This window comes from Bacillus sp. FSL P4-0248, from assembly GCF_038593305.1.
Taxonomy (GTDB): domain Bacteria; phylum Bacillota; class Bacilli; order Bacillales; family Bacillaceae; genus Bacillus; species Bacillus safensis.
This window is the reverse complement of record NZ_CP151983.1, coordinates 1943417-1969090: the sequence shown is the minus strand read 5'-3', so window position 1 is coordinate 1969090 and position 25674 is coordinate 1943417. Positions and strand designations below refer to the sequence as shown.

Genomic DNA, 25674 nt, shown 5'->3' with positions numbered 1-25674 from the left:
TGTCTTCTTTTTAGCTTGATAAAAAACCTTTGAAGTCCTAGGATCCTAGGAAGGAGCGTGTGAGGGTTTGTCTACAAGCTGAAAGCCCGCATCTTTTGGATACGGGCTTTTTGTGATTAGCGCTATTAATGTTGTACCGGCGGCATTGTTTCGTTAATGACTGCAAATGTATAGCCCCTTGCTTTTAGCTGTATAATCAGGCTATCTAAATAGTTTGTGGTAGAGGGTTGATCATGCATTAATATAACTTTTGGTTCCCATGGTTTATTTTTCTCAAACATTTGCAATTGATTCAATACCTCTGGAACATATTGTGAGTTTTTATATCTCCAGTCAAGACTATCAATCGTCCAGTCCCAGTAAATAAAGCCATTTTGGTTTAAACGTACTTTTTGATGATATGTTAAATTTGGAACACTGCCAAAGGGGGTTCTTACAAGACGGCTGTAGACGCCTGTAACAGAGGCAAGAATACGCTGAGCTTCTCTCATTTCATTTGCGGGAGACTCGCTGTTCTGATAAAAGAGGTTTATATCATGCGTCATGCCATGAAGACCTAATTGATGTCCTTCTTGATAAAGTCTTTTCACAGCTGATTGGTGTGCTTGGATTTGCGGTCCAAGCATGAAGAACGTCGCCTTCACGTGATGTGCTTTTAATACATTTAACAGCTGATTTGATGTAGCAGAAGGACCATCATCAAATGTTAAAAAGACCGTTTTATTCGTTGCCTCTTGGTTTGGATTGGTCTTAAAATGTGTATCCAATGTTCTTGTAGACTGATCTTTTGCTTTCAGACTGATGCTTGTGTCACGGAAGTCACTGCTGGCAGCATTTTTTGCTTGCCCATTGGTCGCCTGCAAATGGGGTTTAGACATATCCCAGATAAAAAAGAGAAACAGTGTAAGAAGCACTAAACCAATTACCTTTGAGAGAAGTATCGTGTTGTAGGGTGTCTTTTTTTTGGAAACCTTTTTCATTACAATCACTCCAGTCAATTAAATTTTGAGCCGAACCATGTTGTAGATTCTTTCTTTTTTCACTGTTTTTCCTGGTACTCATATTGATTAAATATATAGTGGAAAAAATCCTTTTTATATAGAAAATTCAAATGAATTAGAAATTTATGGTTGTTACTTTGTGTTGATCAGCAAAAAAGTTGACCCATTCATTTCATTCTGAATAATGATCGAAACGTTAATATTTATACGCTAAGATAGCAGCGGATTTGACCATTAATTCGAAGCGAAAGGGAGATTCCGTATGAAAGTGTTGTATAAGTAAAGGGGGGTTCTAGGGTCTGAACACTTCTCTTTTAGAGGTGTTTTTTTGCATAAAAAAAGCAGGTTCGCTTGGCTTAGAACGAACCTGTGAAGGAGGAAAACTACATCATGTTTTCACCTATATTATCCAATATTTATCAATTGTCGTCAAGACAAAAAGTTAGCCGGAGGAAAATATTTTGACTGAATTGTGACGTTTTGGCATGTATATCCTTTTTTCGATAGGGGATATTAATCGAAAAAAGAGGTGAAGCCGATGGCGTACATTCTTTCTGTTGGAACGAGTCTGCCAAAACATCATGTGGATCAGAAAAAGGCGGCTGATTTTGCTAGATCCCAATTTAAACGATCGTTTAAAGATATCGACCGGCTGCTGAGAGCTTTTCAAAACGGAGAAATCGAGAGCAGACAGTTTGTGCAGCCAATTGAATGGTATCAGACGCACCACTCTTTTGAGGAGAAAAACAATCTCTATTTGGAAAAAGCATTGGCTCATGCAAAAGAAGCAGTCATACACTGTCTTCATGAGAAGGCGTTCCTGAAAAAACCGATTCCGTTTGAAGAGATCGATGCATTGTTTTTTATTTCAAGCACCGGACTTTCGACACCAAGTCTTGATGCAAAACTAATGAACGTTCTTCCTTTTTCGCCTTATACGAAACGAGTGCCGATCTGGGGGTTAGGGTGCGGGGGCGGAGCGGCAGGGGTGTCCCGGGCTTACGAATACATACGGGCATTTCCAGAAGCAAAGGTGCTGGTTGTCGCCTGTGAACTGTGCAGTTTAACCTTTCAGCCGCAAGATCAATCAAAAAGCAATTTAATCGGGACATCTTTGTTCGGAGACGGGACAGCAGCGGTACTCTTAACTGGAGAAAAAGGTGTATCTGAATACGCCGATCTAAAAACAGTTCCTAGAGTGATTGGTACACAATCCGTCACAATGAAAGAGTCTGAGGATGTGATGGGCTGGGAATTTACAAGTGACGGCTTTCGGGTTATTTTCTCCCGTGACATTCCTTCCATTATTTCAGGCTGGTTAAAAGAGCAAGTCGATCAATTTTTAGAGCAGCAAGGGTATTCGGCAGAAGACCTATCAGTTTTTCTTGCCCATCCTGGAGGAAAAAAAGTGATTGATGCCTATATTGAAAGTCTATCCTTACAAGAGGATCAGCTTTTTTCATCAAAAGAAGTACTTAAACAACACGGGAATATGTCCTCTGCCACAGTTTTGTATGTGATCAAACATTATCTTGAACATCAATCCGCTGAAGCGGGAGATATGGGTCTTTGCGGAGCGCTTGGTCCGGGCTTTTCCTCAGAGCTGCTGCTCATGAAATGGGAGGAGGTCTTATCATGATCATTTGGCTCGTCATCGGTTTCTTCGTTTGTCAGCGGCTTATTGAAATGCTTGTGGCTAAAAGAAATGAAAAGAAAGTAAAAGCGATCGGTGCCATTGAATTTGGTGCAAGTCATTATCCTTATATGGTCGCTATGCATGCGGGCTTTTTTGTCTCACTTATGGTTGAGGTATGGGGGTTAAACAGGCCGCCGTCGCCCTATTTTCTTGTGGTGCTCATTTTTCTGCTGGCCGCACAGTTGATTCGATACTGGGCATTATGTTCTCTTGGGACGTATTGGAATACAAAGATTTTAGTTGTACCAAATGCGATGATGGTGAAAAAAGGACCTTATCGCTGGTTAAAGCATCCTAACTATGTCGTGGTGGCGATTGAGCTTTTGCTGATCCCGCTTTTGTTTAATGCTTATTTTACCGCCATTTTGTTCACATGTTTAAATGCATGGATGATGGCTGTGAGAATTCAAACAGAAGAGAAAGCGCTCAATCAGTATTTGTTAAATTAATATTGAAAATCATTATCAATTGTGATACACTTTCATTAATGATAAGCATTCTCAATCACGAAGGATGGACGGTGATCACATGACAATGGTTTTCTTACTCGGTACGGTCTGTGTATACAGCCTATTAATTGGCTTCGTATTAAAAGGTGTTTCTAAAAAATCTGCTTCCTGATCGCAGTCAATTGCGACTGATCGGGAAGCAGATTTTTTTTATTTCCTCAGATCAGAAGAAAAATCTCTTCATTTTGTGTAAAATGGTATCACATACATAACTGACTTTTCTAAAAACAAAGGGGTTTATCGTCATGGAAGACTTGTCTATTCGAGATTCGCTCGTTCAAACTACAGGTGCTTTATATCAAAGCCTTCTTAAAAGGGATGATCATGAACGCGCAGCCAAACTTGCATCGATTATCAAAAAGGAAGCAGAAGAAGAAGTGTATATCGCATTTACCGGCCACTATTCAGCTGGAAAGTCATCTCTTGTGAATCATCTGCTTCATGATCACATCCTGCCAACGAGTCCAATTCCAACAAGTGCCAACTTGGTCGTCGTGAGGAAAGGGAAGAGTGAAGTAAAGCTTCACACCTCAGATGGCCGCTTTGCAAAAATGAGCGGTTCTTATGATAAAGAAGCAGTTCAGCGTTTTTGTAAGGATGGAGAACAGATTGAAATGGTGGAAATTAGCGGGGACTATAGAGGACTGGAAGAAAAGGTAGCAGTGATTGATACGCCCGGAATTGATTCAACGGATCATGCTCACTTTTTATCTGCTGCGTCTATTCTTCATCAAGCAGATGCTCTTTTTTATGTCGTTCATTACAACCATGTTCATTCTGAGGAAAACATTCGTTTCATTCGCTCCATTAAAGAGAAAGTGCCAAATCTTTATTTCATCGTCAATCAAGTCGATCGACATGATGAGCATGAGACAGCATTTGAAGACTACAAAAATCAAGTAGTTGATATGCTTCAAAAAGAAGGCATTGAAGAAGAACATCTATACTTTACATCTGTAACCGATGAATCGCATCCAAGAAACGAAATGATTCGTTTAATCGAGAAACTGCAAGAATTACAAACATTGCCGAAAGCATCGCTTCGCGCCTATACCGAGCAGAAAATAGAGCATGTTTTAAAAGAACATATTGACTCATTAAAAGAAGAGCTGCAGGAAGAGGATCTGGATTTACAGCTTCAAGAAAAAAGAAAAGAAGTGAAGGAACTTGAAGCGAGAAGCAGCTTCATTGAAAATGGAGCAAAACAGTTAGAAGATGAAGTGTCTTCTGAAGTCGAGAACATTTTAAAAAATGCAAATCTAACCCCATTTAAAATGAGGGAGCTCGCAAGTGATTATATTGAATCGAAAGCACCTGGCTTTAAGGTAGGTCTGCTGTTCGCTAAAAATAAAACCGAGCAGGAAAAAGAAAAGCGGGCGAACGAGTTCTTAGCAGATGTCAAAGCAAGAATGAAAGCAGAAGTAGACTGGCATATTGCTGAGCTGCTCAAAAAAGAAGTCAAGAAACATCAGCTTGGTGAAGAGCTATTAAATCAAGTGATGGCATTTGAAACACCTGTAGAAGAATCACTGCTTGAAAACGTGATCCATCACGGTGCGACATTTTCAAATGAATACGTTTTGCAATATGCAAAAGATGCGGGTGAAGCACTGAAAAGACAGACGAAACAGAAAGCAATACCATTGATTGAACAAATGACCGAGATACTGAAAACCCAGCTCATGAATGAAGAGGGAAAGCACCAAGAAAAATGGACCCAGGCAGCTCAGGAGCTTCAAGCGCTGGAGCAATACATGGAAAAAAATGATCAAATCAGAAAAGATATTGAACATATATGGGATATATGGAAAAACGGAACAAATGAGCAGATCGAAGAAGATTGGTTTTATGTGAAAAAACACCGGATGCAGCATGACGAGCTAAATCAGCATCAAACATCAACTCATACCGAAGAAAGCGAAAAAGAAAATCAGCAGCAGACAGAGCTTGATCAAATGCGACAATCACAGCATATCCCGACAGCGCAGTCGATTGACCAGTTTGAGCAGCTTTCTCAAATTTTAATGCCATTAAACGCGCTTGGGTCTCAAAGAAAGTCCTTTGAAAAACGAACAAAGCGGCTGCAAGCGAAGGAATTTACACTCGCCTTATTCGGTGCTTTTAGTTCGGGGAAATCTTCGTTTGCCAATGCCCTTGTTGGGAGAAAGGTGCTGCCATCATCTCCTACACCAACGACGGCCACGATCAATAAGCTGACGCGGCCGACAGAAGACCATCCTCATGAAAGTGTGAAAGTAGTGTTCAAAACCGAGCAGGAAATATTAGAGGAGCTCGATCAAATTCTCGGTTATTCTATAACAGAAGAAAAGGGAGATACGTTTCAAGCGAAACTCGAGCGGACGCTGAAAAAAAGAGAGCTTGAACAGGATCACCGCATCATTGTTGACCATTTTTTAAACGCTCATGAAAAGTTCCGTGATTCGATTCAAAAACAAACGCCGCTCAATGTCACCCTGCAAGAATTAAAGCCATATGTGGCTGAAGAGGCTGTTTCTTGTGTGGTGAAGGAAGTGACGGTCTATTTAAGTACACCTTTAACAGATAAAGGACTGACGATTGTTGATACACCAGGCGCCAGCAGTATGAATAAACGTCACACAGAGATTGCCTTTCAATATATGAAGGATGCTGATGCCCTTCTTTATTTAACTTACTACCAGCATTCTTTCTCAAAAGCAGACCGGTCATTTTTACGTAAACTCGGGCTTGTAAAAGATTCATTTAGCATGGATAAAATGTTTTTTATTATCAATGCAGCTGACCTCGCAAAGGATCAAACAGAGCTTGAAACCGTCTTTGACTATGTGAAAAATGAGCTCACAAAAGAAGGCATTCGGCATCCAAACCTTCATCACGTATCGAGTAAGGAAGAGATCGAAGGAAAGGGACAGTCGCCTTATAACCAGTATGCACAGCTTAGAACACAGCTCGACTATTTTATTGAGGAAGAATTAACGAAAGATGCGATTGAGCTTCTGTATTTTGAAGCCAGTACATTATGTAGAACAGTTGACAAGCTGCATGAGACGCTGCATCAGTCGGAAGATGAAAAGCAAGCAGAAAAGAAAAAGATAAACACATCCTATGAAGCGATCGTTGATCAAATGAGTCATATTAAACGATCTAAGCTAGTGACAGAAAGTGTGAAAAAGGACTTGCACGAACAGCTTTACCACATTGTTCAGCGCTTGTCACTATATGCAAATGATCTGTTAAAGACAGCCTTTTATCCTGGAATATCTCAAGGGGACTTCAGGCAGGAGTTGAAAAAAGCGCTTGAACAGGCGCTAAAGGATTATGAATTTGAATTTGTACAAGAGCTAAAGGCGCTTGATATTCGAATGGAATCGTTTATCACTCAATATTTCAAAGAGGAGTGGGAGAAAGGATTGCAGGCCGCGTGTGCAGAAGATCCTTACTTTTCTCTCCGGCTGTCGCCGCCAGATGAGAAAAATGCCGCGCTGAAACAAATTGAAGTGGAAGCGGACCTGACGCCGTTTGAGCCGCTCTTAAAGAAGCAAAAATCAGCGAAAGCTTTCTTTGAACAGAACGGGAAGGCAGCGTTTATAGAATCGATTCGAGATGTTCTTTTCCAGTTAACGACGAAATGGGCAGATAAAGAAAAAGAAGAACTACAGAGCAGATACGATATGATGGTGAAGACTTTTACTGAAAGATATGAAACAGAAGCGCTCAAGCAGCTGAGTGAACAAAAACAAACATTTATCATGAGCTTAACGACAGATGCGAAAGAGCAGGCGATGATAGAACAAGTATACAAGCAAACAAATGAATGGAAGAACCAGTTGAAAACCATTTGATTCATGATAGACTATATAAAAAAGAAAGCAGTTGATAAAAAATGACGAGCGTACACGAAGAAATTTCCGCACATTCACAAAAACAGAATGCTCATATCAAATCGTTTCTTGCGCTTGAGCAGAAAAGAGAGCAGGCAATAGAGACTGCTGTTTTGAAGTGTGAGCAAAACGAGCCATTTACAACTGACGAGATCAATGAAATTACTTCGAAGATGAATGAGCTTGCACGAGGCGGAATTGTTCCGCTGCGTAAGCATGTCACGATTGATATGGTCAGGGAGTATGTCGAACGAAAACAGAAGTAAAGAGTAACTTTCTCTTTTTTGGTCATCTTAACAAGTGAACCGAGAAAGGGGAATGATGATGGAAAAAAAACAGCATGCAAAAAAGCAGGATGAGCGTCACCCTAAACAAAAAGAGATGCCGTCCTACGCAGAAGCAGAATCGAAAAAAATGCAATACGGTCAAAAGTAATCCCCAGGTGCCACTTCTTTTCCAAAAGAAGAAGGCGCCTTTTTTATGTCGAATTCTATGTTCTATGATAGAATAGGAGTATTGTTTTGAAAAAGGGAGTTTATAAGAATGAATAAACACGTATTGCTTGTTGATGGCATGGCGCTTCTATTCAGATCGTTTTATGCAACGGCTGTCCATCGAAATTTTATGATAAATGATCACGGTGTCCCGACGAATGGAGTAAATGGCTATTTGAAGCATTTATTAACCGCTGTTCAAACATTTGAGCCAACCCATATTGTTTGCTGCTGGGATATGGGAAGCCAAACATACCGAAATGAATTGTTTCAAGATTATAAAGCAAATCGAGGAGAGGCACCTGTCGAGCTCATTCCGCAATTCGATTTAGCAAAGGAAGCGACAGAAGAACTAGGAATTGTAAACGTTGGTATAAAGGGCTTTGAGGCAGATGATTGTATTGGCACGCTGGCGGCAGTCTATCAGAATGAAGCACGTGTGACTGTCCTAACTGGGGACAGAGATTTGCTGCAAATATTGAATGAACAAGTGACGGTTGCTCTAATGCAAAAAGGAATTGGGAACTATAAACATTATACTAAAGCTTTATTTGAAGAGGAAATGGGCATCTCTCCAAAGGCGCTGATCGATATGAAAGCACTTATGGGGGATTCAAGTGATAATTACCCAGGCGTCAAAGGAATCGGAGAAAAAACAGCATTAAAATTTATTCAAACATATCAAACCATTGACGGATTATTAGAAAATGTTCATGAACTAACGGCTGCCCAGCAAAAGAAAATGCAAGCAGGATTAGAAGATTTGAAGCTTTCCCGTTTATTGGCAGAGATCAAATGTGATGTCCCGCTGAGCTGTCCAATTGATGAGACGAAGGTGAACATCAATCAAGAACGGGCTGCTGCCATGCTGCGATACCATCAAATCAAAGGAATTGAACCGATGGTGAATCGGTTAAGTAAAATAGAGATCAGCTAAGCTGATCCCTACATTCATCTTTTTGTATTGCTTTTCTTCGCTCTATTTTCGAGCTGAGATAGTGGCTGCTTATCTTTTGTTTGCGCATCACCTTGAGGCGTTGTCCCATTTGTGACACGACCTTTATTTTCTTTATCCAATCAGTATCACCTCATACATTAGCATAACCGAAAAAAAGCGATTCATCCTTTAGAAAGGTGAATCGCTTTTCTAGCGAGCTGATCAGCTACATGATTTTCCTTGCTTGGAATCCACTTAATGAAAAATAAATCAAACTGGCTTTGAAGCTCGATCATCTCTTTTATAAAATGCTGAAAGGCTGGATTTTTAGCAAATCCTGCATTGGCTGCACGGTCAACTACCTGTGAATCTGTTCGAAACGAAACGGATCGCAGTCCTTTTTCTACGCAGATTTTCATCCCTTCAATGAGAGCGGAAAATTCTGCTTCGTGATTGCTCATTGATCCAAGAGGAATCGAGAAAGATTCTGCCTTTCCATCATATTTAATGAAAATGCCGATGCCAGAAGGACCCGGATTACCTGCGCTAGCACCATCAATGTATATTTCAGCTGGCAATTTATTTCACCCTTTCATCAAGCGGAACCATTTTTTTCGCTGCATACGCGTATGGTGTCGCAATCGCGGCGACGATAAATTTAATCACATAAGTCGTGATGAAGATTTCGATCCATACATGAAATGGATAGGTGCCAAGAAAGGCAATTGTTGTGAAGATCAGTGTATCAAGCAGCTGGCTGATCATCGTACTTCCAGCGTTGCGCACCCAGAGCGCACCATCGGAAGGAAATATCCGGCGAATAAACGAATATACATAAACATCTAACATTTGACTGATGATATAAGCAGCAAGACTGCCAAGTGCGACCCTTGGCATAAAGCCAAAAATGGTTTCCAGGGATGTTTGAGAAATGTCGGATGGAGCGGGATGGAAAAGTAAAGCCTCCTGCATGACAACGGTTAGTGTTAAAAGAGTGGCAAAACCAATCCAGACAGCTTTTCTCGCTTCATTTTGTCCATATTTTTCATTCAATACGTCCGTTGCAAAAAACACACTGCCATATAAAATGTTTCCAAGTGTTGCCGTTAAGCCAAACAATTCAACGGTTTTGACCACTTGTAAATTTGCAGCCACCGTCGCAAAGCCAATCCAGACGAAAAGGCCCATCTTGCCAAATCCTTTATAAAATAGAAGAACAATGATAAAATTAATGATCGCAAATAAGATCCAAATACCTTCATTAAACAAGTGACATGAACTTCCTTTCTCATTGTGAAATGTAACTTTTTGATTATAGCATAACGAACGTTTACCTTAAAAGCACGGGAAGGCGATGTGATCAATGAAATTAAGAGCACACTATACAATGAAAGTGAAATCGATTGGGTCCATTGCTTTTTTCCAAGAAGATTGGATGGAGCTAAAAGAGGCCTTGATTTTAGCCAAACATATCGACAAAAAAGAACCACAGTCACTCCTATCATTTGAAGATGAAAAAGGGGCGATGTGGTCTATTAAAGAACTTGAAAAGCTAAATGAAGAACTAAAGCTTGAACCTGATCAGCTTCAGGTCTATTTTGATGCAAGTTTTCACAAAGAAACAGGCGACTCTGGTCTTGGGGTTGTCGTTTACTATAAGCTCGGAGAAGATGCTTATCGTTTGAGAAAAAATCAGCCCTTCCAAGGAATCACCAATAATGAAGCAGAGTATGCAGCTTTATTTGAGGCTGTCAAAGCTTTAAAAGACCTTGGAGCAAGCAGAAATTCTGTCACGATTAGAGGCGATTCACTTGTTGTCATGAATCAGTTAAAAGGAGAATGGCCTTGTTATGATGATATACATAACAAATGGCTCGACCGGATTGAAGCGGCTTTAAAGGAGCTGAGGCTTACGCCAACATATGAAGTCATCGATCGTAAACAAAATGCAGAAGCGGATCAGCTTGCAAGGCAGATGCTTGCAGACGTTCCAATTGAAAGTAAATTGAAATTAGAAGCAGACGGAGCTGAATAATGTGGATAAAAAAACAGCAGTACAAGAATTGACGGATCTCCAAGACACGTATTGTTCAGATTGTTTGATTAAGAAGCACTTTCGAAAAGAATATGGAAAAAAATACGCCCACTCCTTTTGTATTCAGCAATGCACAGTAGGAGAGAAAATAAAAGAATACGGACAGACGCTGCTTAAAAAGTAAGCGGCTGCCGCCCCGGTTTTCCCTGCTCAAACATCCGCTCATGAAAAAAAACGGATAGAATGTGTAAAAAGAGAACATATTCTGAAAAATGAGCCGATATAACTATAGAAAGTTTTGGTTGAGTTACTTTTTGACTAAGTGACGGATAATAGAGGAAAAGGGGAAGGCCGGCATGGATAATAAGGATTTCGAAACGGTATTACATCGAACATTTCAAGAGGTATACAGCGATCTAGAGCAGCTAGTAGATGTAGCAAAGAAGGGAAGACCTTTTCTCGAAAAAGATATTTCTGAAATTGAACAACGACTGAAGCAAAATATTTTAGCAATTGAAATTCAGCTGAAAATCAAATAAGAGAGGCATATGCCTCTCTTTATTTTGTCGTTTCATCATTGATTTAGTTGATTAGATTTTTGTTACGTTTGCAGCTTGAGGTCCACGATTACCTTCAACGATTTCAAAAGAAACTTCTTGTCCTTCTTCTAAAGACTTGTAGCCGTCACCTTCGATAGCTGTGAAGTGAACGAATACATCGTCTCCGCCTTCAACTTCAATGAAGCCGAAACCTTTTTCATTATTGAACCATTTTACTTTACCGTTTTGCATATTGCTTTTTCCTCCTAGTACTGTAGCACACCTTTTGGCATACTAAAAAAAATTTTCATCACCTAACGACTTTGCAGTTGTTAAATGATGGTTCCACTATACACCATCAAAAGTAAAGCGTCAAGCAGGCGAGCCAAATTTTGAGCAGAATGTTTGATTTTTTTGTTTTTTTGGTGAATAACAATGAAATATAAAACGTTTTCGGAACCTCACGTGCAGCTTGTCCGTATATAAAAAAAATACAAAAAGAGGTGCAATCATGAATCGTTATACACTTGAAGAATTTGTTCAGAATACGCAGCAAGAAGATAAAGGAGAAGGGGTCTTCGAACTTGAAACACCAAGACTTTTAGAAATTAATTTGACTGACACGATTTGGGCAAAAACGGGTTCCATGGTTTCCTATCGAGGGAAAATCAAATTTGAACGTGAAGGTGTTTTTGAGCACGGCGTCTCCAAGATGTTCAAAAAAATGCTTTCAGGAGAAGGCACCTCACTAATGAAGGCGACAGGTGATGGGAAATTATATGTGGCAGATCAAGGTAAAAAAATCTCGATTCTTCGTTTGGCTCAAGGAGAATCCATTTTTGTGAATGGAAACGACCTGCTTGCGTTTGAACCATCTGTCCGCTGGGATATCAAATTGATGAAAAAAGTGTCTGGTATGCTTGCAGGCGGATTATTTAATGTCAAATTAGAAGGGGCAGGCTTAGTTGCAATCACAAGTCATTATGAGCCGCTGACACTCATTGTTCAGCCGGGTGATTCTGTTTATACAGATCCGAATGCGACTGTTGCGTGGTCAGGGGATTTAAAAACTGAATTTGTGACAGATGTTTCCTTTAAAACGTTTATTGGCAGGGGAAGCGGAGAGTCCATTCAAATGAAGTTTACCGGAAGCGGCTTTGTTGTCGTTCAGCCGTTTGAAGAAGTATACACAACAAATGGAAATCAAGGGTGAGGAAAAAGGTGTCCGTCAATGACGGACACCTTTTTATGATAATGCGCGAGCATATGTTTTGTTATTCATGATGAGATCTGACTGCTCAACGATATCTTCCAAAATGGTTTGAGAAGATTGTTTTAAGTGCAGTTTTTTCATGTTTTGTTTCATTGTTTCTAATTTTTCTTCGTCCTGCAGCAAGTTGGTCACAGATTCTAAAATGTCTTCATGTCGGTTAATGACAATGGCAGCGCCATAATCCTCAAAGAAAAGAGCATTTTCCTTTTCTTGTCCAGGGACAGGCTTATAAAGAATGACCGGGACACCGATTGCAGTTGCTTCTGTTAAAGTAATGCCGCCTGGTTTTGTAATCATACAATCTGTTACTCTGAACAATTCATCAATTTGTTCCACATATCCAAGCGCCTTCAATTGATCTGGGTGTGCTTGTTCAAGAACGCTAAGCGATTGTTTCAGCGCGGCGTTCTTTCCGCATACAACAACAATTTGTACTTCACTGTCGAGAAGCAGCGCCTCACATAATTCCTTCACATTTTTTAGTACACCGTGAGCACCGGCCATGATGAGAAGAACTTTTTTATCTGATGATAATCCATATTTCTTATAGATCATCGATTTTGGCACGTCTGCTTCAAACTGTGGTCTAATAGGAATACCTGTCACCTTGACATCGCTTGGATGTGTGCCGATTTCCACTAATTTTTGTTTCACATAATCGGTTGCAACATAGTATCGGTCGATGTTTTCATGTACCCAAATCTTATGGAGACAAAAATCTGTCATGACATTAAAAGTCGGAATCACTTTACCGGTTTTGTTTCGGTATTCTGGTACAACAATCATCGGGAATGTAATAATGATGATGTCCGGATTGTGTAACTGAATTAATTCATCGAGACGCTTATTTCCCATCTTTAAATAAATGTTAAATTTGCGTTTATTGTAAATTTTATCTACACCGTAATAAAACAAGCGATAAAATTGTTTCCCAATGGAAAAGCTCTTCAAGTATAAATATTGAGTCACTTCTGACACAATGGGATTCGATTCTTGATACAAATTAGAAACTACAACATGTTCAAACCCTTGGGATTTGCATTCATCATACAGTGTTTTTGCTACCTGCATATGTCCATTTCCATAATTTGCGGTCAAGATTAATATTTTTTTATTGGTATTCAAGAATATTCACCTCAAATGTAATCAACAACAACAAAACTTCGTACGAAAACTATTAATCTCATAGGTCTACATATACATAAAGATAACATATAAACAGTTAGAGCATATCATTCGTTACGAAAGAATTAAACTAATTTTAAAAAACAAAAAGATTCAATTGATAATGGAAGACAGAGCCATTTGTATTTTAACACATTTTGACGATTTATCATCAGACCACAGTCTATTTTATTCCCAAACGTATGGTGTTTCTTGATAAACATAATAATTTAGCCAATTCATAAACAATAAGGTTGCATGGGCTTTCCAGCGATTTACTGGGATTAATGTGTCACCATCTTCTATAAAATAGTGGACAGGTTTTTGGACTGTATCATGTTTCAACAAATCTCTTTCATATTCCTGCATCAATGTATCTGTATCATATTCAGGATGTCCAGTTAAAAATACTTGTTTATCATCATCTGAAACAATTAAACAAACACCCGCTTCTTCAGACATACTCAAGACTTTCAAATTCGGCGTGTTTTTTAATTGTTCTGTATTAATATCTGTATGCCTAGAATGTGGGACATAGTATACTTCATCAAAACCTCTGACTAATCTTTCTTTTTTCTCTTTAACAATATGCTCAAATACACCAAATTTTTTCTCGGGAAGCTTGATTTTTTCAATCCCGTAATGGTGATATAAACCTGCCTGTGCACCCCAGCAAATATGAAGGGTAGACGTTACATTGGTTTTACTCCAGTCCAAAATGTCCTGCAGCTCTTTCCAATAAGAAACTTCTTCAAAAGGTAAGTGCTCAATCGGTGCGCCAGTGATGATCATTCCATCAAATTTTTTATGGCGGATCGATTCAAAGGTCGTATAAAATTCATCTAGATGCTCTCTCGACGTATTCTTCGGTGTATGTGTACTTGGAATCAAAAACGTGAAGTACACTTGTAAAGGAGAATTTCCGAGCATTCTCAGCAGCTGCGTTTCAGTTTGTATTTTTTTTGGCATTAAATTTAAGATCACGATATTCAAAGGACGGATATCTTGCTTGAATGCCCTTGTCTCATCCATGACGAAAATATTTTCGCTCTCTAGTATTTGTTTTGCCGGCAGATGAACTGGTATGTTAATAGGCAACTCGCCACCCCCTGAACCAAAGCTAATTTCACTTCATTATAGGAACTTTCTGGCGATATTTCAATGTTTCAATTATGTTACAATGAAAAATAAAGCAAAAAAGAATGCTGTTTTTGTAAAAAAAGGAGGCCATTTTGTTATGATCACAAAGCATTTATCTGATATTGACATTGCCCAAAAGGCTAAGCTGAGACCGATTCAAGACATCGCAGCAAAGCTGCAAATACATGACGAAGAATTAGAATGCTATGGTTTCACAAAAGCGAAAATATCTTTGACTATTTTTGACCGTTTAAAGAAACAAAAAGAAGGACACGTGATTCTTGTCACTTCAATTAACCCTACGCCAGCAGGTGAGGGGAAATCCACGGTAACAGTCGGCCTTGGTCAAGCCTTCGAAAAAATTGGCAAAAAAGCGATCATTGCGATGCGTGAGCCATCATTAGGTCCTACAATGGGAATTAAAGGCGGTGCAGCGGGCGGAGGATATTCACAGGTGCTGCCAATGGAAGAAATCAATCTTCATTTCACAGGGGATTTTCATGCCATTACATCTGCACATAACGCCTTATCTGCATTTATTGATAACCATATCCATCACGGAAATGAACTCGGCATCGACACTCGGCGCATTGTGTGGAAGCGGGTGCTTGATTTAAACGATCGTGCATTAAGACAGGTCGTTGTCGGACTTGGCGGTCAGTTAAATGGGTATCCTAGAGAAGACGGATTTGATATTACAGTGGCTTCCGAAATGATGGCGATCCTCTGTTTAGCAGAAGACTTAAACGACTTAAAAAAACGTCTTTCTTCTATTGTTGTTGCCTATAATCAAGAAGGCGAGCCAGTCACAGTGGGAGCACTTGGATATGAAGGTGTTCTGACGTTACTTTTAAAAGATGCACTCAAACCGAACCTTGTTCAAACGATTGAAGGAACCCCAGCCCTTGTCCATGGCGGTCCTTTTGCTAATATTGCACATGGATGCAATAGTTTAATTGCAACCAAAATGGCAGCAAAATTAGCTGATTATGTCGTAACAGAAGCAGGATTCGGAGCAGATCTTGGAGCAGAAAAATTCCTCCACATTAAAACAAGAGCTGGTGATTTCAAACCTGGTGCAGTTGTCATTGTGGCGACAGTGAGAGCATTAAAGATGCATGGCGGAATGAAGAAAACCGAACTTAAGGAAGAGAATGCACACGCCGTATTAGAAGGTATACATAATTTAGAAAAGCATATTGAAACCGTGCAAGCTTTTGGTCTTCCATATATTGTGGCGGTAAACCGGTTTATAACGGATACAAAAGAAGAGATTCAAGCGATAGAAGATTGGTGCGGCAAACATGGCCATCCAGTCAAAGCCGTGAATGTATGGGAAGAAGGAGGCGAAGGCGGGACAGCTCTTGCCGAGGAACTAGCAGCACTCATTGAAAAGAAAAAGAACAACTTTACCTATTTGTATGAAGAGAACGATTCCATCGAAGAAAAGTTATCTAAAGTGGCCAAAGTGGTTTACGGGGCAGATGGGGTCACGCTCACAACTAAAGCAAGAAAGCAGCTGGCTGCCATTGAGGAAAACGGCTGGGCTCATTTGCCGGTTTGTATGGCAAAAACACAATATTCTCTTTCAGATGATCCAGCTTTAATCGGCAGACCTAAAGGCTTTACCATTACGATTCGAGAGTTAAAGCCGTCTGTAGGAGCAGGGTTTATTGTAGCCTTAACCGGAAGCATTTTAACAATGCCTGGCTTACCTAAAAAACCTGCGGCTCTCGAAATGGATTTATTAGAAGACGGCAGTGTGACAGGACTCTTTTAAACGGGAGCATAAAAAGCGATTTTCTAAAAGAAGCATGTTACGATAGGAAAAAGTGAATCCTAGGAGGCTATGAGATGTCAATTTATGATATTCAGGTCAAGACCATTAACGGTCAGGAACAATCGATGGCAGATTATAAAGGAAAAGTGCTCATTATTGTAAATACAGCAAGCAAATGTGGGCTGACTCCTCAATTTAAACAATTACAAGAGTTATATGATCAATATCATGAAAAGGGCCTTGAAATTTTAGGATTTCCGTGTAACCAATTTATGAACCAAGAGCCAGAAGGAGAAGAAGCCATTCAAGAATTCTGTTCTTTGAATTATGGAGTGACCTTCCCTATGTTTGCGAAAGTAGATGTCAATGGCGAAGAGGCGCACCCGCTGTTCAAGCATTTAACAAGTCAAGCGAAAGGTGTGCTTGGGACAAAAACAGTGAAATGGAATTTCACAAAATTTATCGTGGACCAAGACGGAGAAGTTATTGAACGATTCTCGCCGAAAACACCACCAAAAGAATTAGAAAGCTCAATCATCGCTCTGCTCAACAAATAAGATGCTGACAGTCATGCAGCGAAAACAATTGGAGGCAGCTGCCTCCTTTGTTTCAGACAGGCTGAAGGATGAACCGACTGGACACGATGCGGCTCATGTTGCTCGTGTGCGCCAGCTTGCCGTCCGTATTGCAAATCAGGAAGGCGGCTCTCTATTTATCATCGAGATGGCAGCGATTGTACATGATGTCATTGATGAAAAGCTGTCAAGTGAATGGAAGGTCACTGAAAAGCAGCTTGTGAACCAGCTCCTTTTGTGGGAATTGGACACGCGGGATGTCCGCTATATCATGGACATCATTACAACGATGTCTTTTCGTCATCGGCATAAGCAGTTTAGGCCAATGACGTTAGAGGGGGCCATTGTTCAAGATGCCGATAGGCTGGATGCGATAGGAGCAAGCGGTATCGCTAGAGTGTTTACGTATGCTGGCGCAACAGGTGAGCCCCATTATACAGAGGACATGCAGCAGGGCTCTGTGCTAAAGCATATGGAAGAAAAACTGCTCAAATTAAAAGACTTGATGAACACTCATGCAGGAAAGCAGCTTGCTGATGAGCGGCATGAATTGATGAGTTTATTTATCAAGAAGTGGAAAGAAGAATGCGGCCTTACAGATGAGTAGGGTCTTTATGTGTGTAAGGAGGATATATCAATGAAAATAACAGCTATAGAACCAACGCCAAGTCCGAATACCATGAAGGTAATTTTGACAGAAGCACTTGCCGGCGGTAAAAGCAACAACTACAAAAAGGATCAAAAAGACGAAGCGCCAGAAATGATCAAGCGTATTTTAAGCATTGAAGGTGTAAAAGGGGTTTATCATGTTGCAGATTTCTTAGCGGTTGAGCGAAATGCAAAGTTTGACTGGCAGGGTATTTTACAACAGGTTAGAGAAGCCTTTGGACATGAAACAGAAGGTCTTCAGGAAGGATCGCAGTCAGGCGATGACACATTTGGTGAAGTGAAAGTGTTTGTCCAAATGTTTAATGGGATTCCAATGCAGGTCAAACTGTCAGACGGTGAAAGAGAAGAGCGGTTTGGCATGCCTGAACGTTTTCAAGCAGCCATTTTAAAGCTTAGAAGCAGCTCAGACAATGTCGTGTTTGAACGTGTATGGAAAGAACACGGCGTTCGTTTTGGAGAATTTGCTGATATCGGTCAGGAAGTCACAGAGGAGCTGCAAGCAGCCTATGATGATGAGCGTTTAGCCCGCTTAACAGAGGCAGTGAAAGAAGGGCAGGAAGCTGTAGATAGACAGGTGAACCGAAAGGCATATGATGTAACAGAAGACATGCTGCAAGAGGAAGATTGGAAAAAACGTTTTGCCCATTTAGAGCAAATGCAGCCAGAGCTAAAGGATATACCTGTTTTAATGAAAGCAATGGAGGATCCCAAAACGTCTATTCGCAGACAAGCCGTTGTGAATGCTGGCATGATTGAAGATCCTGCCATTCTGCCTATTTTATATAAAGGGCTCGAAGACAAAACAGTGACGGTCCGCAGAACGGCTGGTGACTGTATTTCTGACCTTGGTGACCCGAGTGCTATCGAAGCCATGATCGCAGCATTAAAGGACCCGAGTAAGCTCGTCCGCTGGCGTGCAGCTATGTTTCTTTATGAAGAAGGGGACGAAACGGCACTTGAAGCATTAAAAGAAGCAGAGCAAGACCCTGAGTTTGAAGTCAGTCTTCAAGTGAAAATGGCGATTGAGCGCATTGAGCATGGAGAAGAAGCAAAAGGCTCTGTATGGAAGCAAATGATAGAAAGTAGAAAGAATGCAGCAGAATGATGAGAAAGATGAACAAGCTGCCAATGAAAAGCAGCTTGTTTTTCTAAAAATGATAGACAGAAAAATTTTTTTAGAAAAATTATTTTGAATATTGTTGAAATATGCGAAAAAACTCTATATAGTAGTACCAATATAGAATATTGGAGGTCAGATTTTATGACACGAACCTTGCTGAGCGCTTGCTTCAGCAGCCATGTTAGTCATCGGTCATTCATAGGTGGCTAAATAAACAGAAAATTTGTAAAATAAAATCAACTCAAAATCATGCAGTCAACAAGACTTGTAGTATAGGAGGCTTTATAAACAGATGGCAGAACTACGCAGTAACATGATTAAACAAGGAATCGACAGAGCACCTCACCGAAGCTTACTAAGAGCGGCGGGGGTAAAGGATGAGGATTTCGGCAAGCCATTTATTGCCGTATGTAATTCCTATATTGATATTGTCCCAGGACATGTCCATCTTCAGGAATTCGGGAAGATTGTGAAGGAAGCCATTCGTGAAGCTGGCGGAGTGCCATTTGAATTCAATACGATTGGCGTCGATGATGGAATTGCCATGGGTCATATCGGGATGAGATATTCATTGCCAAGCCGTGAAATCATTGCGGACTCTGTAGAAACCGTTGTATCTGCTCATTGGTTTGATGGAATGGTTTGTATTCCTAACTGCGATAAAATCACACCAGGAATGATGATGGCAGCGATGCGCGTGAATATCCCGACTGTCTTTGTGAGCGGGGGACCGATGGAAGCGGGTAGAACAAGTGACGGCAGAAAAATTTCTCTTTCTTCTGTGTTTGAAGGCGTTGGTGCATACCAGTCAGGTAAAATCAATGAAGAGGAGTTAAATGAATTAGAGCAGTTTGGCTGTCCAACCTGCGGATCTTGTTCAGGTATGTTTACAGCTAACTCAATGAACTGTTTAGCGGAAGCACTCGGGATCGCTCTTCCTGGAAATGGAACGATTTTGGCGACATCACCAGAACGAAGAGAATTTGCGAAGAAGTCTGCCAAACAACTCATGGAGCTCATCAAAAAAGATATTAAACCACGGGATATTGTCACTGAAAAAGCAATTGATAATGCATTTGCATTAGATATGGCTCTTGGTGGTTCAACCAATACCGTTCTTCACACATTGGCAATTGCGAATGAAGCAGGTGTTGAATATTCACTTGAACGTATCAATGAAGTAGCAGAACGTGTGCCTCATTTATCAAAACTTGCTCCAGCTTCAGACGTTTATATTGAGGATTTACATGAAGCAGGCGGTGTTACAGCGGCACTAAATGAATTGTCTAAAAAAGAAGGAGCTCTTCATTTAGATACAATGACTGTCACTGCGAAAACGCTTGGCGAGAACATTGCGGGGCATGAGGTAAAAGATTATAACGTCATTTATCCAATTGACAAGCCATTTACTGAAAAAGGCGGCTTAGCCGTTTTATTTGGAAACCTTGCGCCAGATGGAGCCATCATTAAAACGGGCGGGGTACAAGACGGGATCACACGCCACGAGGGGCCTGCGATCGTATTTGAATCCCAGGAAGAAGCCCTTGAAGGTATCATTAATAGAAAAGTAGAAGCGGGACATGTTGTCATCATTCGCTACGAAGGACCTAAAGGCGGACCTGGCATGCCTGAAATGCTTGCACCTACTTCACAAATCGTCGGCATGGGACTTGGACCAAAGGTTGCTTTAATTACAGACGGACGTTTTTCCGGCGCTTCTCGCGGATTGTCTATTGGGCACGTCTCTCCAGAGGCAGCTGAGGGCGGCCCGCTTGCATTTGTTGAAAATGGTGACCATGTCGTTGTCGATATCGAACAGCGCATTTTAAGCGTAGATGTTCTAGAGGAAGAATGGGAAAGAAGAAAAGCAAACTGGAAAGGCTTTGAGCCAAAAGTGAAAACGGGTTATCTTGCTAGATATTCAAAACTTGTGACATCAGCCAATACAGGCGGAATCATGAAAATTTAATCTGATATCGAACATTTGAAAATTGGCTCTCTCTATAGTATCCTTTATTCACAACATAAGGATTATAGAGGGGGCTTTTTTATGTCAATGGCATATGAAGAATACATGCGCCAGCTCGTTGTACCGATGCGTCAAGAGCTGACAAGTGCAGGATTTCAAGAACTAACAACGGAAGAAGAAGTAGAACAAACGATGCAAGAAGCAGAAGGAACGACATTTGTAGTTGTTAATTCTGTATGCGGGTGCGCTGCCGGCTTAGCACGCCCAGCTGCTACTCAAGCTGTGATGAAGGCAGAAAAAACTCCAGATCGAATTGTCACAGTTTTTGCTGGTCAGGACAGGGAAGCAACGGCAAAAATGAGAGAATACTTCACAGGCGAAGAGCCATCGTCTCCATCTATGGCACTTTTAAAAGGAAATGAACTCGTTCATTTTATTCCGCGTGACGAGATTGAAGGTCATGAAATGGAAGACATCATGAACAACGTCTTATCTGCATTTGAAAAACATTGCTAATACACATGTTGAAATGTCCTGTGATCAAGTCAGGGCATTTTTTCTTGATCATGATGGAGGAACCGAATGCTTATCACAACAAGCTTTAGAGCAAATGAACAAACAATTGAAACAGCAAAAGCCCTTGCAGAGGATTTACATGGTGAGTATGTAGAAAGGCGCAAACAATCCGTCAAGCAGCTTGCGATGAAACGAGGAGATGTCCTTGTTGTGGGGAAAGAAAGATTTGAATGGTATCAGCCAAATGGTGAAAAGTTCTTCTTCCATCCAAGCTCAGCGATGTTCAGGGTGAAGCGGCTCATGCGCGGGGAAAAGGATCCTTTAATCGAAGCCACGCAGCTTCAGCCGGGCGATTCCTTTTTAGATTGTACGCTTGGCCTAGGATCAGATGCCATTACAGCAAGCCTGCGAGTAGGTGCGAATGGAAGGGTCGTCGGTATCGAAAAGAATCCGATGACAGCATTGCTAGTGCGAGAAGGACTAAACACATGGGAGACAGGGGTAAGAGAGGCAGATGAAGCGATGAACCGGATATCTGTTGTAAGTGGAGACAGTATCGAGCAGCTAAAAAAGCTCTCTGATGAATCATTTGATGTCGTCTATTTTGATCCGATGTTTGAGGAGACGATTCAAGAGTCTGCAAGTATCGCACCGCTCCGTCATGCGGCAGAGCACCACTTTGACCACGAAACAGCCGTCCAAGAAGCGCTGAGAGTGGCGAGAAAAAGAGTGGTTTTAAAAGATCATTGGAAAAGCACCCGATTTCTAGCAGACTCCTATCAATTTCACGTTTTAAAACGAAAAACAGCCCAATTTCATTATGGATATATTGAGAAAGAAAAAAGCCCTCGCTAAAGGTTCAGGTGTGCAGACAATTCTTTTTAATTCCTTGTCAATCATCTAAAAAAGCCCTTATTCAGGGCTTTTAATCTGTAATCTCCATATAGACAAAATAAAATAATGTCAGCAAGGAAGCCGTAATAAAAAAACCTTCAAGCATACCCATTCCTCCCAAATTTTAGTCGTCATTACTGCCATTGTAAACGTTTTATTATGAAAAAGAAAGTCTCAAATCGGTGACCAAATTGAATGACTGAAAATTCATTATATGCTAGAATAGCAGTATGATAACTTATGGAAGGAATTAGATATCATGAAGATGTGGATGAGAAAAACGCTTGTTGCGCTCTTTACGATTGCAACTTTTGGTTTAGTCTCTCCTCCGTCGGCTTTGATGACAGACAAGCCCTCTGAACTTTCTTCATCTGATAAAACGCCTTATACAGCTGTTTATGATACATCAGATGAAATGCGCAGCTGGGAACTAACGCAAGAGGAAAGCAAAGAACAGTTAGATCCCTTTGAGCAATATAAGCAAGAGGTGCTGTCAAGTGCAGAAAATCAATCCTTTCTCAAATTTGGCCGTAAAATCACACCTGTCATTGAGGACGAGTACAGAGAAGAGATTCAGCCGAAGATTGAACAAGTGTTAACTGACTATTTAACAAATTTCAAAGATGACGAAAAATTTCAAGATGTTGTTTTAACTGATCAGCCTTCAAGCGGAAATGGCGAAAAAATCTTCCACATTTACAACCGCAAGACCGGAGAAGATTTGCTCCGTTTTCATGTCAGAAGAGATCAGCCGCCTCACAGCGGATATTGGTTTAACTTTCATTACCATACAGCAGAAGATGGATTCCAGACGCATCACGAACTCGGTAATATTTACTGGGACAAAAACACCCCGCCGAGCTGGATGAGCCACTAGAAGGAGATGTCATGCCAATTGAAAAAATATACAATGAACGAAATGGTGCAGATTACAAAACAAATGTTAAACGATCGCGGAGTGAAAATTGAAGATATCGCACACATTGTGCTGAAGCTCCAAGAAAAATATCATCCAAACCTTCCACTTAGTGTCTGTATTGAAAATGTTGAAAAAGTGCTGAATAAAAGAGAAATTGTCCATGCAGTTTTAACAGGACTTGCCCTTGATCAGCTGGCAGAAAAAAAGCTCTTGCCAGAACCTTTACAGCACTTAGTTGAAACAGATGAGCCGCTATATGGAATTGATGAGATTATTCCGCTTTCCATTGTCAATGTATATGGATCAATCGGTTTGACCAACTTCGGTTATTTAGATAAAGAGAAATTTGGTATTATTCGTGAATTAGATGAAGGCCGTCCAGGTGAAGTGCATACTTTCCTTGATGACCTAGTCGCTGCACTTGCCGCAGCAGCTGCAAGCCGCATTGCTCACTCACACCAAGATATTAAGGATGAAGAGCAGGAACGAGTGAATCAAGCATAAAAAGAAAAACATGTCTGCTCATCATGCAGGCATGTTTTTTTGGTTTCAAGAAAAGCCGAAATAAGGTAAACTACAACAAGAACATAAATAAAGGATGAAAAAAATGAAACAATACAAAGAGTTATGCCGTCATGTATTACAGCACGGGGATGAAAAAGGTGACAGAACGGGTACAGGTACAATCAGCACGTTCGGTTACCAGATGAGATTTGATTTACAGGAAGGATTTCCTCTTTTAACCACAAAGAAATTACACCTGAAATCGATCATTCATGAGTTGCTTTGGTTTTTAAAAGGTGATACAAATGTCAAATATCTTCAAGAAAATGGTGTCCGCATTTGGAACGAATGGGCAGATGAAAATGGAGAGCTGGGCCGTGTATACGGTGCACAGTGGAGATCATGGGCGAGCGGAGACGGCGAGACAGTGGATCAGATCACAAAGCTGATTCATGATATTGAGCACAACCCGAATTCAAGACGACTGATCGTCAGCGCTTGGAACCCGGGGGAAATTGATCAAATGGCGCTGCCTCCTTGTCATTGTCTATTTCAATTTTACGTATCAAACGGGAAGCTTTCCTGCCAGCTATATCAAAGATCGGCAGATATCTTTTTAGGCGTGCCATTTAATATTGCTTCATATGCCCTTCTAACGATGATGATTGCCAAAGTCACAAATCTTGAGCCAGGAGAGTTTATTCACACACTCGGAGATGCTCATATTTATCAAAATCATCTTCCACAGGTGAAAATGCAGCTAGAGCGCGAGGAACGCACGCTTCCTACGCTTCGTATTACAAGAGATGTAAAGAGCATTTTTGATTTTACGTTTGATGATTTTGTGCTTGAGAACTATGATCCGCATCCGCATATAAAAGGAGAAGTCAGTGTATGATTTCCATGATTGCGGCGACAGGAGAAGACAGAGTCATTGGTCAAGATAATCAAATGCCTTGGCATTTACCAGCAGATTTAGCGTATTTTAAAAAAGTCACAGGCGGTCACACGATTGTCATGGGCAGAAAAACCTTTGAATCCATTGGACGAGCGCTGCCTAACCGCCGAAATATTGTGCTGACCACAAGTTCTTCTTTTAAAGCAGAAGGATGCGAGGTTGTTCATTCAATTGCTGATATTTTGGCAATTGGGGAAAGTGAGACAGAGTTATTTATCATTGGCGGGTCTAAGCTGTATGAAGAAATGATGCCATATGCTGATCGTCTCTATATCACGCACATTCACCATGCGTTTGAAGGAGACCGCTATTTCCCGTATTACAATGAAGATGAATGGACGATTGTATCACGCGAAAAAGGCCATCGTGACGAAAAGAACCCCTACAATTATGAATTTGTCGTATATGACAAAAAAGGATAAGTGAGTAGGAGGAGTACGGTTGTTTCGTTATTGGTTTTTAACGATTTATGTTGTTGTATCCTTTTTAAAAAGTATGAGGCATTTGTACGATCATGAATTAACGGATCCACGCATTTCCTATACGAAACGAATGCATCTCATTCATGAGCATGCAAAAAGGTTTTCCCGGGGATGTATTGATCAATCAGGATCAGTCATGACCATTCATCAGCAAAAGAAGCTGCCAGATGGCCCGGTTATTTATGTCACAAAAGAGCTGAATTCAGTCACGACGACATTATTGATTGGCCACCTTGAGAAGCCATTTGCTTTCATGGCAAAACCGAAGCTCTTTCGGTATCCGATTTTAAAACAATGGCTCAAAAAAATGGCGGTTATCCATCAGAATCAAACGGATGAGGTCTTATTAGAAGAAGCAAAGGAAAGAATCGTGTCTGGGCAGAGTCTATTGCTTTCAGAAGCGTATCGTCATATTGCAGAGGCGCTTGCTGAAGAATACGATTGTCCGCTTGTACCAATTGAAACTAGCGGAACGGATCGTCTTTTAACTGGGAAGATCGTGAAAAGACTGCGTCCTGTTAATGTCGATATTCATATTAAAGCTCCTGTCATGATCAGTGATTACGCACAAAAACGTGCATAGAAAAAACCAGCATCCGAATAGTGGATGCTGGTTTTT

Annotated in this window: 29 protein-coding genes; 22 read left to right on the top strand and 7 right to left on the bottom strand. The window is 40.7% G+C overall.

The genetic code is table 11. The features are described 5' to 3' along the window. Positions 1-125: 125 nt before the first annotated feature. Positions 126-980, bottom strand: a complete 855-nt coding sequence (locus tag NST65_RS09890; RefSeq protein WP_034280497.1) for a polysaccharide deacetylase family protein — start codon at positions 978-980, stop codon at positions 126-128. Between the two features lie 559 nt (positions 981-1539). Between NST65_RS09890 and NST65_RS09885 the strand changes: the two genes are divergently transcribed. The 6 genes from NST65_RS09885 (at position 1540) to NST65_RS09860 (ending at position 8518) form a co-directional block, all read left to right on the top strand. Beyond that, positions 1540-2640: a 3-oxoacyl-[acyl-carrier-protein] synthase III C-terminal domain-containing protein gene (locus tag NST65_RS09885; RefSeq protein WP_111926525.1), complete on the top strand. Its 1101-nt coding sequence runs from the start codon at positions 1540-1542 to the stop codon at positions 2638-2640. Beyond that, entirely contained in the window at positions 2637-3146 is a 510-nt protein-coding gene (locus NST65_RS09880) for an isoprenylcysteine carboxylmethyltransferase family protein (protein WP_029708080.1), read from the top strand. Before NST65_RS09885 ends, NST65_RS09880 begins: the two co-directional genes overlap by 4 nt. 64 nt (positions 3147-3210) lie before the next feature. Further along, on the top strand, positions 3211-3318 hold the full coding sequence (gene fbpC, locus NST65_RS09875) for a Fur-regulated basic protein FbpC (protein WP_306299200.1): 108 nt from the start codon (positions 3211-3213) through the stop codon (positions 3316-3318). Between the two features lie 133 nt (positions 3319-3451). After that, on the top strand, positions 3452-7048 hold the full coding sequence (locus tag NST65_RS09870; protein WP_111926527.1) for a dynamin family protein: 3597 nt from the start codon (positions 3452-3454) through the stop codon (positions 7046-7048). Between the two features lie 41 nt (positions 7049-7089). Beyond that, positions 7090-7353, top strand: a complete 264-nt coding sequence (locus tag NST65_RS09865; protein WP_024422753.1) for a YpbS family protein — start codon at positions 7090-7092, stop codon at positions 7351-7353. A 277-nt stretch (positions 7354-7630) separates the two neighbouring features. Beyond that, positions 7631-8518: a 5'-3' exonuclease gene (locus tag NST65_RS09860; protein ID WP_024428128.1), complete on the top strand. Its 888-nt coding sequence runs from the start codon at positions 7631-7633 to the stop codon at positions 8516-8518. A gap of 14 nt (positions 8519-8532) precedes the next feature. Here NST65_RS09860 and NST65_RS09855 read toward each other — a convergent pair whose 3' ends face one another. The 3 genes from NST65_RS09855 to NST65_RS09845 are packed head-to-tail and all read right to left on the bottom strand — an operon-like array spanning position 8533 to position 9787. Further along, the gene (locus tag NST65_RS09855; protein WP_003215584.1) at positions 8533-8658 is read right to left on the bottom strand and encodes a hypothetical protein; all 126 of its coding nucleotides are present in this window, start codon (positions 8656-8658) and stop codon (positions 8533-8535) included. A gap of 42 nt (positions 8659-8700) precedes the next feature. Continuing rightward, the gene (locus NST65_RS09850) at positions 8701-9096 is read right to left on the bottom strand and encodes a reverse transcriptase-like protein (RefSeq protein ID WP_024428129.1); all 396 of its coding nucleotides are present in this window, start codon (positions 9094-9096) and stop codon (positions 8701-8703) included. Position 9097: 1 nt separating this feature from the next. Next, on the bottom strand, positions 9098-9787 hold the full coding sequence (locus NST65_RS09845) for a queuosine precursor transporter (RefSeq protein WP_024422750.1): 690 nt from the start codon (positions 9785-9787) through the stop codon (positions 9098-9100). Between the two features lie 94 nt (positions 9788-9881). Between NST65_RS09845 and NST65_RS09840 the strand changes: the two genes are divergently transcribed. From NST65_RS09840 to NST65_RS09830, 3 genes are all read left to right on the top strand, one after another. Beyond that, positions 9882-10553 (top strand): ribonuclease H family protein, encoded by a 672-nt coding sequence (locus tag NST65_RS09840; RefSeq protein WP_024428130.1) that lies wholly within the window; start codon positions 9882-9884, stop codon positions 10551-10553. A gap of 1 nt (position 10554) precedes the next feature. Beyond that, on the top strand, positions 10555-10737 hold the full coding sequence (locus NST65_RS09835; RefSeq protein ID WP_024422748.1) for a zinc-finger domain-containing protein: 183 nt from the start codon (positions 10555-10557) through the stop codon (positions 10735-10737). Positions 10738-10909: 172 nt separating this feature from the next. Beyond that, positions 10910-11092 (top strand): hypothetical protein, encoded by a 183-nt coding sequence (locus NST65_RS09830; protein WP_008346368.1) that lies wholly within the window; start codon positions 10910-10912, stop codon positions 11090-11092. Between the two features lie 51 nt (positions 11093-11143). On the opposite strand, the gene cspD is transcribed toward NST65_RS09830, so the two are convergent. Continuing rightward, entirely contained in the window at positions 11144-11344 is a 201-nt protein-coding gene (cspD, locus tag NST65_RS09825) for a cold-shock protein CspD (protein ID WP_003215784.1), read from the bottom strand. Positions 11345-11603: 259 nt separating this feature from the next. Here cspD and NST65_RS09820 point away from each other — a divergent pair, with 259 nt between their 5' ends. Beyond that, a complete protein-coding gene (locus tag NST65_RS09820) occupies positions 11604-12305 on the top strand; it encodes an AIM24 family protein (protein ID WP_024428131.1) in 702 nt (233 codons plus the stop codon). 33 nt (positions 12306-12338) lie between these two features. Here NST65_RS09820 and NST65_RS09815 read toward each other — a convergent pair whose 3' ends face one another. Next, entirely contained in the window at positions 12339-13490 is a 1152-nt protein-coding gene (locus NST65_RS09815) for a diglucosyl diacylglycerol synthase (RefSeq protein ID WP_024422744.1), read from the bottom strand. Positions 13491-13718: 228 nt separating this feature from the next. Continuing rightward, positions 13719-14627: a homoserine O-succinyltransferase gene (gene metA, locus NST65_RS09810; RefSeq protein WP_024428133.1), complete on the bottom strand. Its 909-nt coding sequence runs from the start codon at positions 14625-14627 to the stop codon at positions 13719-13721. Positions 14628-14766: 139 nt separating this feature from the next. On the opposite strand from metA, the gene NST65_RS09805 reads away from it, so the two are divergent. The 12 genes from NST65_RS09805 (at position 14767) to NST65_RS09750 (ending at position 25638) form a co-directional block, all read left to right on the top strand. After that, a complete protein-coding gene (locus NST65_RS09805) occupies positions 14767-16449 on the top strand; it encodes a formate--tetrahydrofolate ligase (protein WP_111926529.1) in 1683 nt (560 codons plus the stop codon). A 74-nt stretch (positions 16450-16523) separates the two neighbouring features. Further along, positions 16524-17006, top strand: coding sequence for a glutathione peroxidase (locus tag NST65_RS09800; protein WP_024428135.1), 483 nt, complete (start codon positions 16524-16526; stop codon positions 17004-17006). A 13-nt stretch (positions 17007-17019) separates the two neighbouring features. Next, positions 17020-17631 (top strand): HD domain-containing protein, encoded by a 612-nt coding sequence (locus NST65_RS09795; RefSeq protein WP_241770693.1) that lies wholly within the window; start codon positions 17020-17022, stop codon positions 17629-17631. A gap of 30 nt (positions 17632-17661) precedes the next feature. Then, entirely contained in the window at positions 17662-18798 is a 1137-nt protein-coding gene (locus NST65_RS09790; RefSeq protein WP_111926531.1) for a conserved virulence factor C family protein, read from the top strand. Between the two features lie 307 nt (positions 18799-19105). After that, a complete protein-coding gene (gene ilvD / locus NST65_RS09785) occupies positions 19106-20782 on the top strand; it encodes a dihydroxy-acid dehydratase (protein WP_111926533.1) in 1677 nt (558 codons plus the stop codon). A gap of 81 nt (positions 20783-20863) precedes the next feature. Beyond that, on the top strand, positions 20864-21298 hold the full coding sequence (locus NST65_RS09780) for a BrxA/BrxB family bacilliredoxin (RefSeq protein ID WP_024422738.1): 435 nt from the start codon (positions 20864-20866) through the stop codon (positions 21296-21298). 66 nt (positions 21299-21364) lie between these two features. Next, a complete protein-coding gene (locus NST65_RS09775; protein WP_065214715.1) occupies positions 21365-22153 on the top strand; it encodes a class I SAM-dependent methyltransferase in 789 nt (262 codons plus the stop codon). A 298-nt stretch (positions 22154-22451) separates the two neighbouring features. After that, entirely contained in the window at positions 22452-23069 is a 618-nt protein-coding gene (locus NST65_RS09770; protein ID WP_024428139.1) for a YpjP family protein, read from the top strand. Positions 23070-23087: 18 nt separating this feature from the next. After that, positions 23088-23615, top strand: a complete 528-nt coding sequence (locus NST65_RS09765; RefSeq protein WP_024428140.1) for a phosphatidylglycerophosphatase A — start codon at positions 23088-23090, stop codon at positions 23613-23615. A gap of 103 nt (positions 23616-23718) precedes the next feature. Continuing rightward, positions 23719-24513 carry a thymidylate synthase gene (locus NST65_RS09760; RefSeq protein ID WP_024428141.1) on the top strand — a complete coding sequence of 265 codons (795 nt, stop codon included), beginning with the start codon at positions 23719-23721 and terminating at the stop codon, positions 24511-24513. Continuing rightward, positions 24510-24995, top strand: a complete 486-nt coding sequence (folA, locus tag NST65_RS09755; protein ID WP_070326563.1) for a type 3 dihydrofolate reductase — start codon at positions 24510-24512, stop codon at positions 24993-24995. Before NST65_RS09760 ends, folA begins: the two co-directional genes overlap by 4 nt. A gap of 19 nt (positions 24996-25014) precedes the next feature. Beyond that, the gene (locus NST65_RS09750) at positions 25015-25638 is read left to right on the top strand and encodes a 1-acyl-sn-glycerol-3-phosphate acyltransferase (RefSeq protein ID WP_070326564.1); all 624 of its coding nucleotides are present in this window, start codon (positions 25015-25017) and stop codon (positions 25636-25638) included. The last annotated feature ends 36 nt before the right edge of the window (positions 25639-25674 follow it).

Bases quoted from the DNA above. Each gene is read 5' to 3' on its own strand.
- NST65_RS09865 (WP_024422753.1), top strand. From the start codon at position 7,090: ATGACGAGCGTACACGAAGAAATTTCCGCACATTCACAAAAACAGAAT.
- NST65_RS09770 (WP_024428139.1), top strand. From the start codon at position 22,452: ATGAAGATGTGGATGAGAAAAACGCTTGTTGCGCTCTTTACGATTGCA.
- NST65_RS09840 (WP_024428130.1), top strand. From the start codon at position 9,882: ATGAAATTAAGAGCACACTATACAATGAAAGTGAAATCGATTGGGTCC.
- NST65_RS09790 (WP_111926531.1), top strand. From the start codon at position 17,662: ATGAAAATAACAGCTATAGAACCAACGCCAAGTCCGAATACCATGAAG.
- NST65_RS09800 (WP_024428135.1), top strand. From the start codon at position 16,524: ATGTCAATTTATGATATTCAGGTCAAGACCATTAACGGTCAGGAACAA.
- NST65_RS09830 (WP_008346368.1), top strand. From the start codon at position 10,910: ATGGATAATAAGGATTTCGAAACGGTATTACATCGAACATTTCAAGAG.
- folA (WP_070326563.1), top strand. From the start codon at position 24,510: ATGATTTCCATGATTGCGGCGACAGGAGAAGACAGAGTCATTGGTCAA.
- NST65_RS09760 (WP_024428141.1), top strand. From the start codon at position 23,719: ATGAAACAATACAAAGAGTTATGCCGTCATGTATTACAGCACGGGGAT.
- NST65_RS09820 (WP_024428131.1), top strand. From the start codon at position 11,604: ATGAATCGTTATACACTTGAAGAATTTGTTCAGAATACGCAGCAAGAA.
- NST65_RS09870 (WP_111926527.1), top strand. From the start codon at position 3,452: ATGGAAGACTTGTCTATTCGAGATTCGCTCGTTCAAACTACAGGTGCT.
- NST65_RS09780 (WP_024422738.1), top strand. From the start codon at position 20,864: ATGTCAATGGCATATGAAGAATACATGCGCCAGCTCGTTGTACCGATG.
- NST65_RS09885 (WP_111926525.1), top strand. From the start codon at position 1,540: ATGGCGTACATTCTTTCTGTTGGAACGAGTCTGCCAAAACATCATGTG.
- cspD (WP_003215784.1), bottom strand. From the start codon at position 11,344: ATGCAAAACGGTAAAGTAAAATGGTTCAATAATGAAAAAGGTTTCGGC.
- NST65_RS09880 (WP_029708080.1), top strand. From the start codon at position 2,637: ATGATCATTTGGCTCGTCATCGGTTTCTTCGTTTGTCAGCGGCTTATT.
- NST65_RS09775 (WP_065214715.1), top strand. From the start codon at position 21,365: ATGCTTATCACAACAAGCTTTAGAGCAAATGAACAAACAATTGAAACA.
- fbpC (WP_306299200.1), top strand. From the start codon at position 3,211: ATGGACGGTGATCACATGACAATGGTTTTCTTACTCGGTACGGTCTGT.
- ilvD (WP_111926533.1), top strand. From the start codon at position 19,106: ATGGCAGAACTACGCAGTAACATGATTAAACAAGGAATCGACAGAGCA.
- NST65_RS09805 (WP_111926529.1), top strand. From the start codon at position 14,767: ATGATCACAAAGCATTTATCTGATATTGACATTGCCCAAAAGGCTAAG.
- NST65_RS09860 (WP_024428128.1), top strand. From the start codon at position 7,631: ATGAATAAACACGTATTGCTTGTTGATGGCATGGCGCTTCTATTCAGA.
- NST65_RS09795 (WP_241770693.1), top strand. From the start codon at position 17,020: ATGCAGCGAAAACAATTGGAGGCAGCTGCCTCCTTTGTTTCAGACAGG.
- NST65_RS09890 (WP_034280497.1), bottom strand. From the start codon at position 980: ATGAAAAAGGTTTCCAAAAAAAAGACACCCTACAACACGATACTTCTC.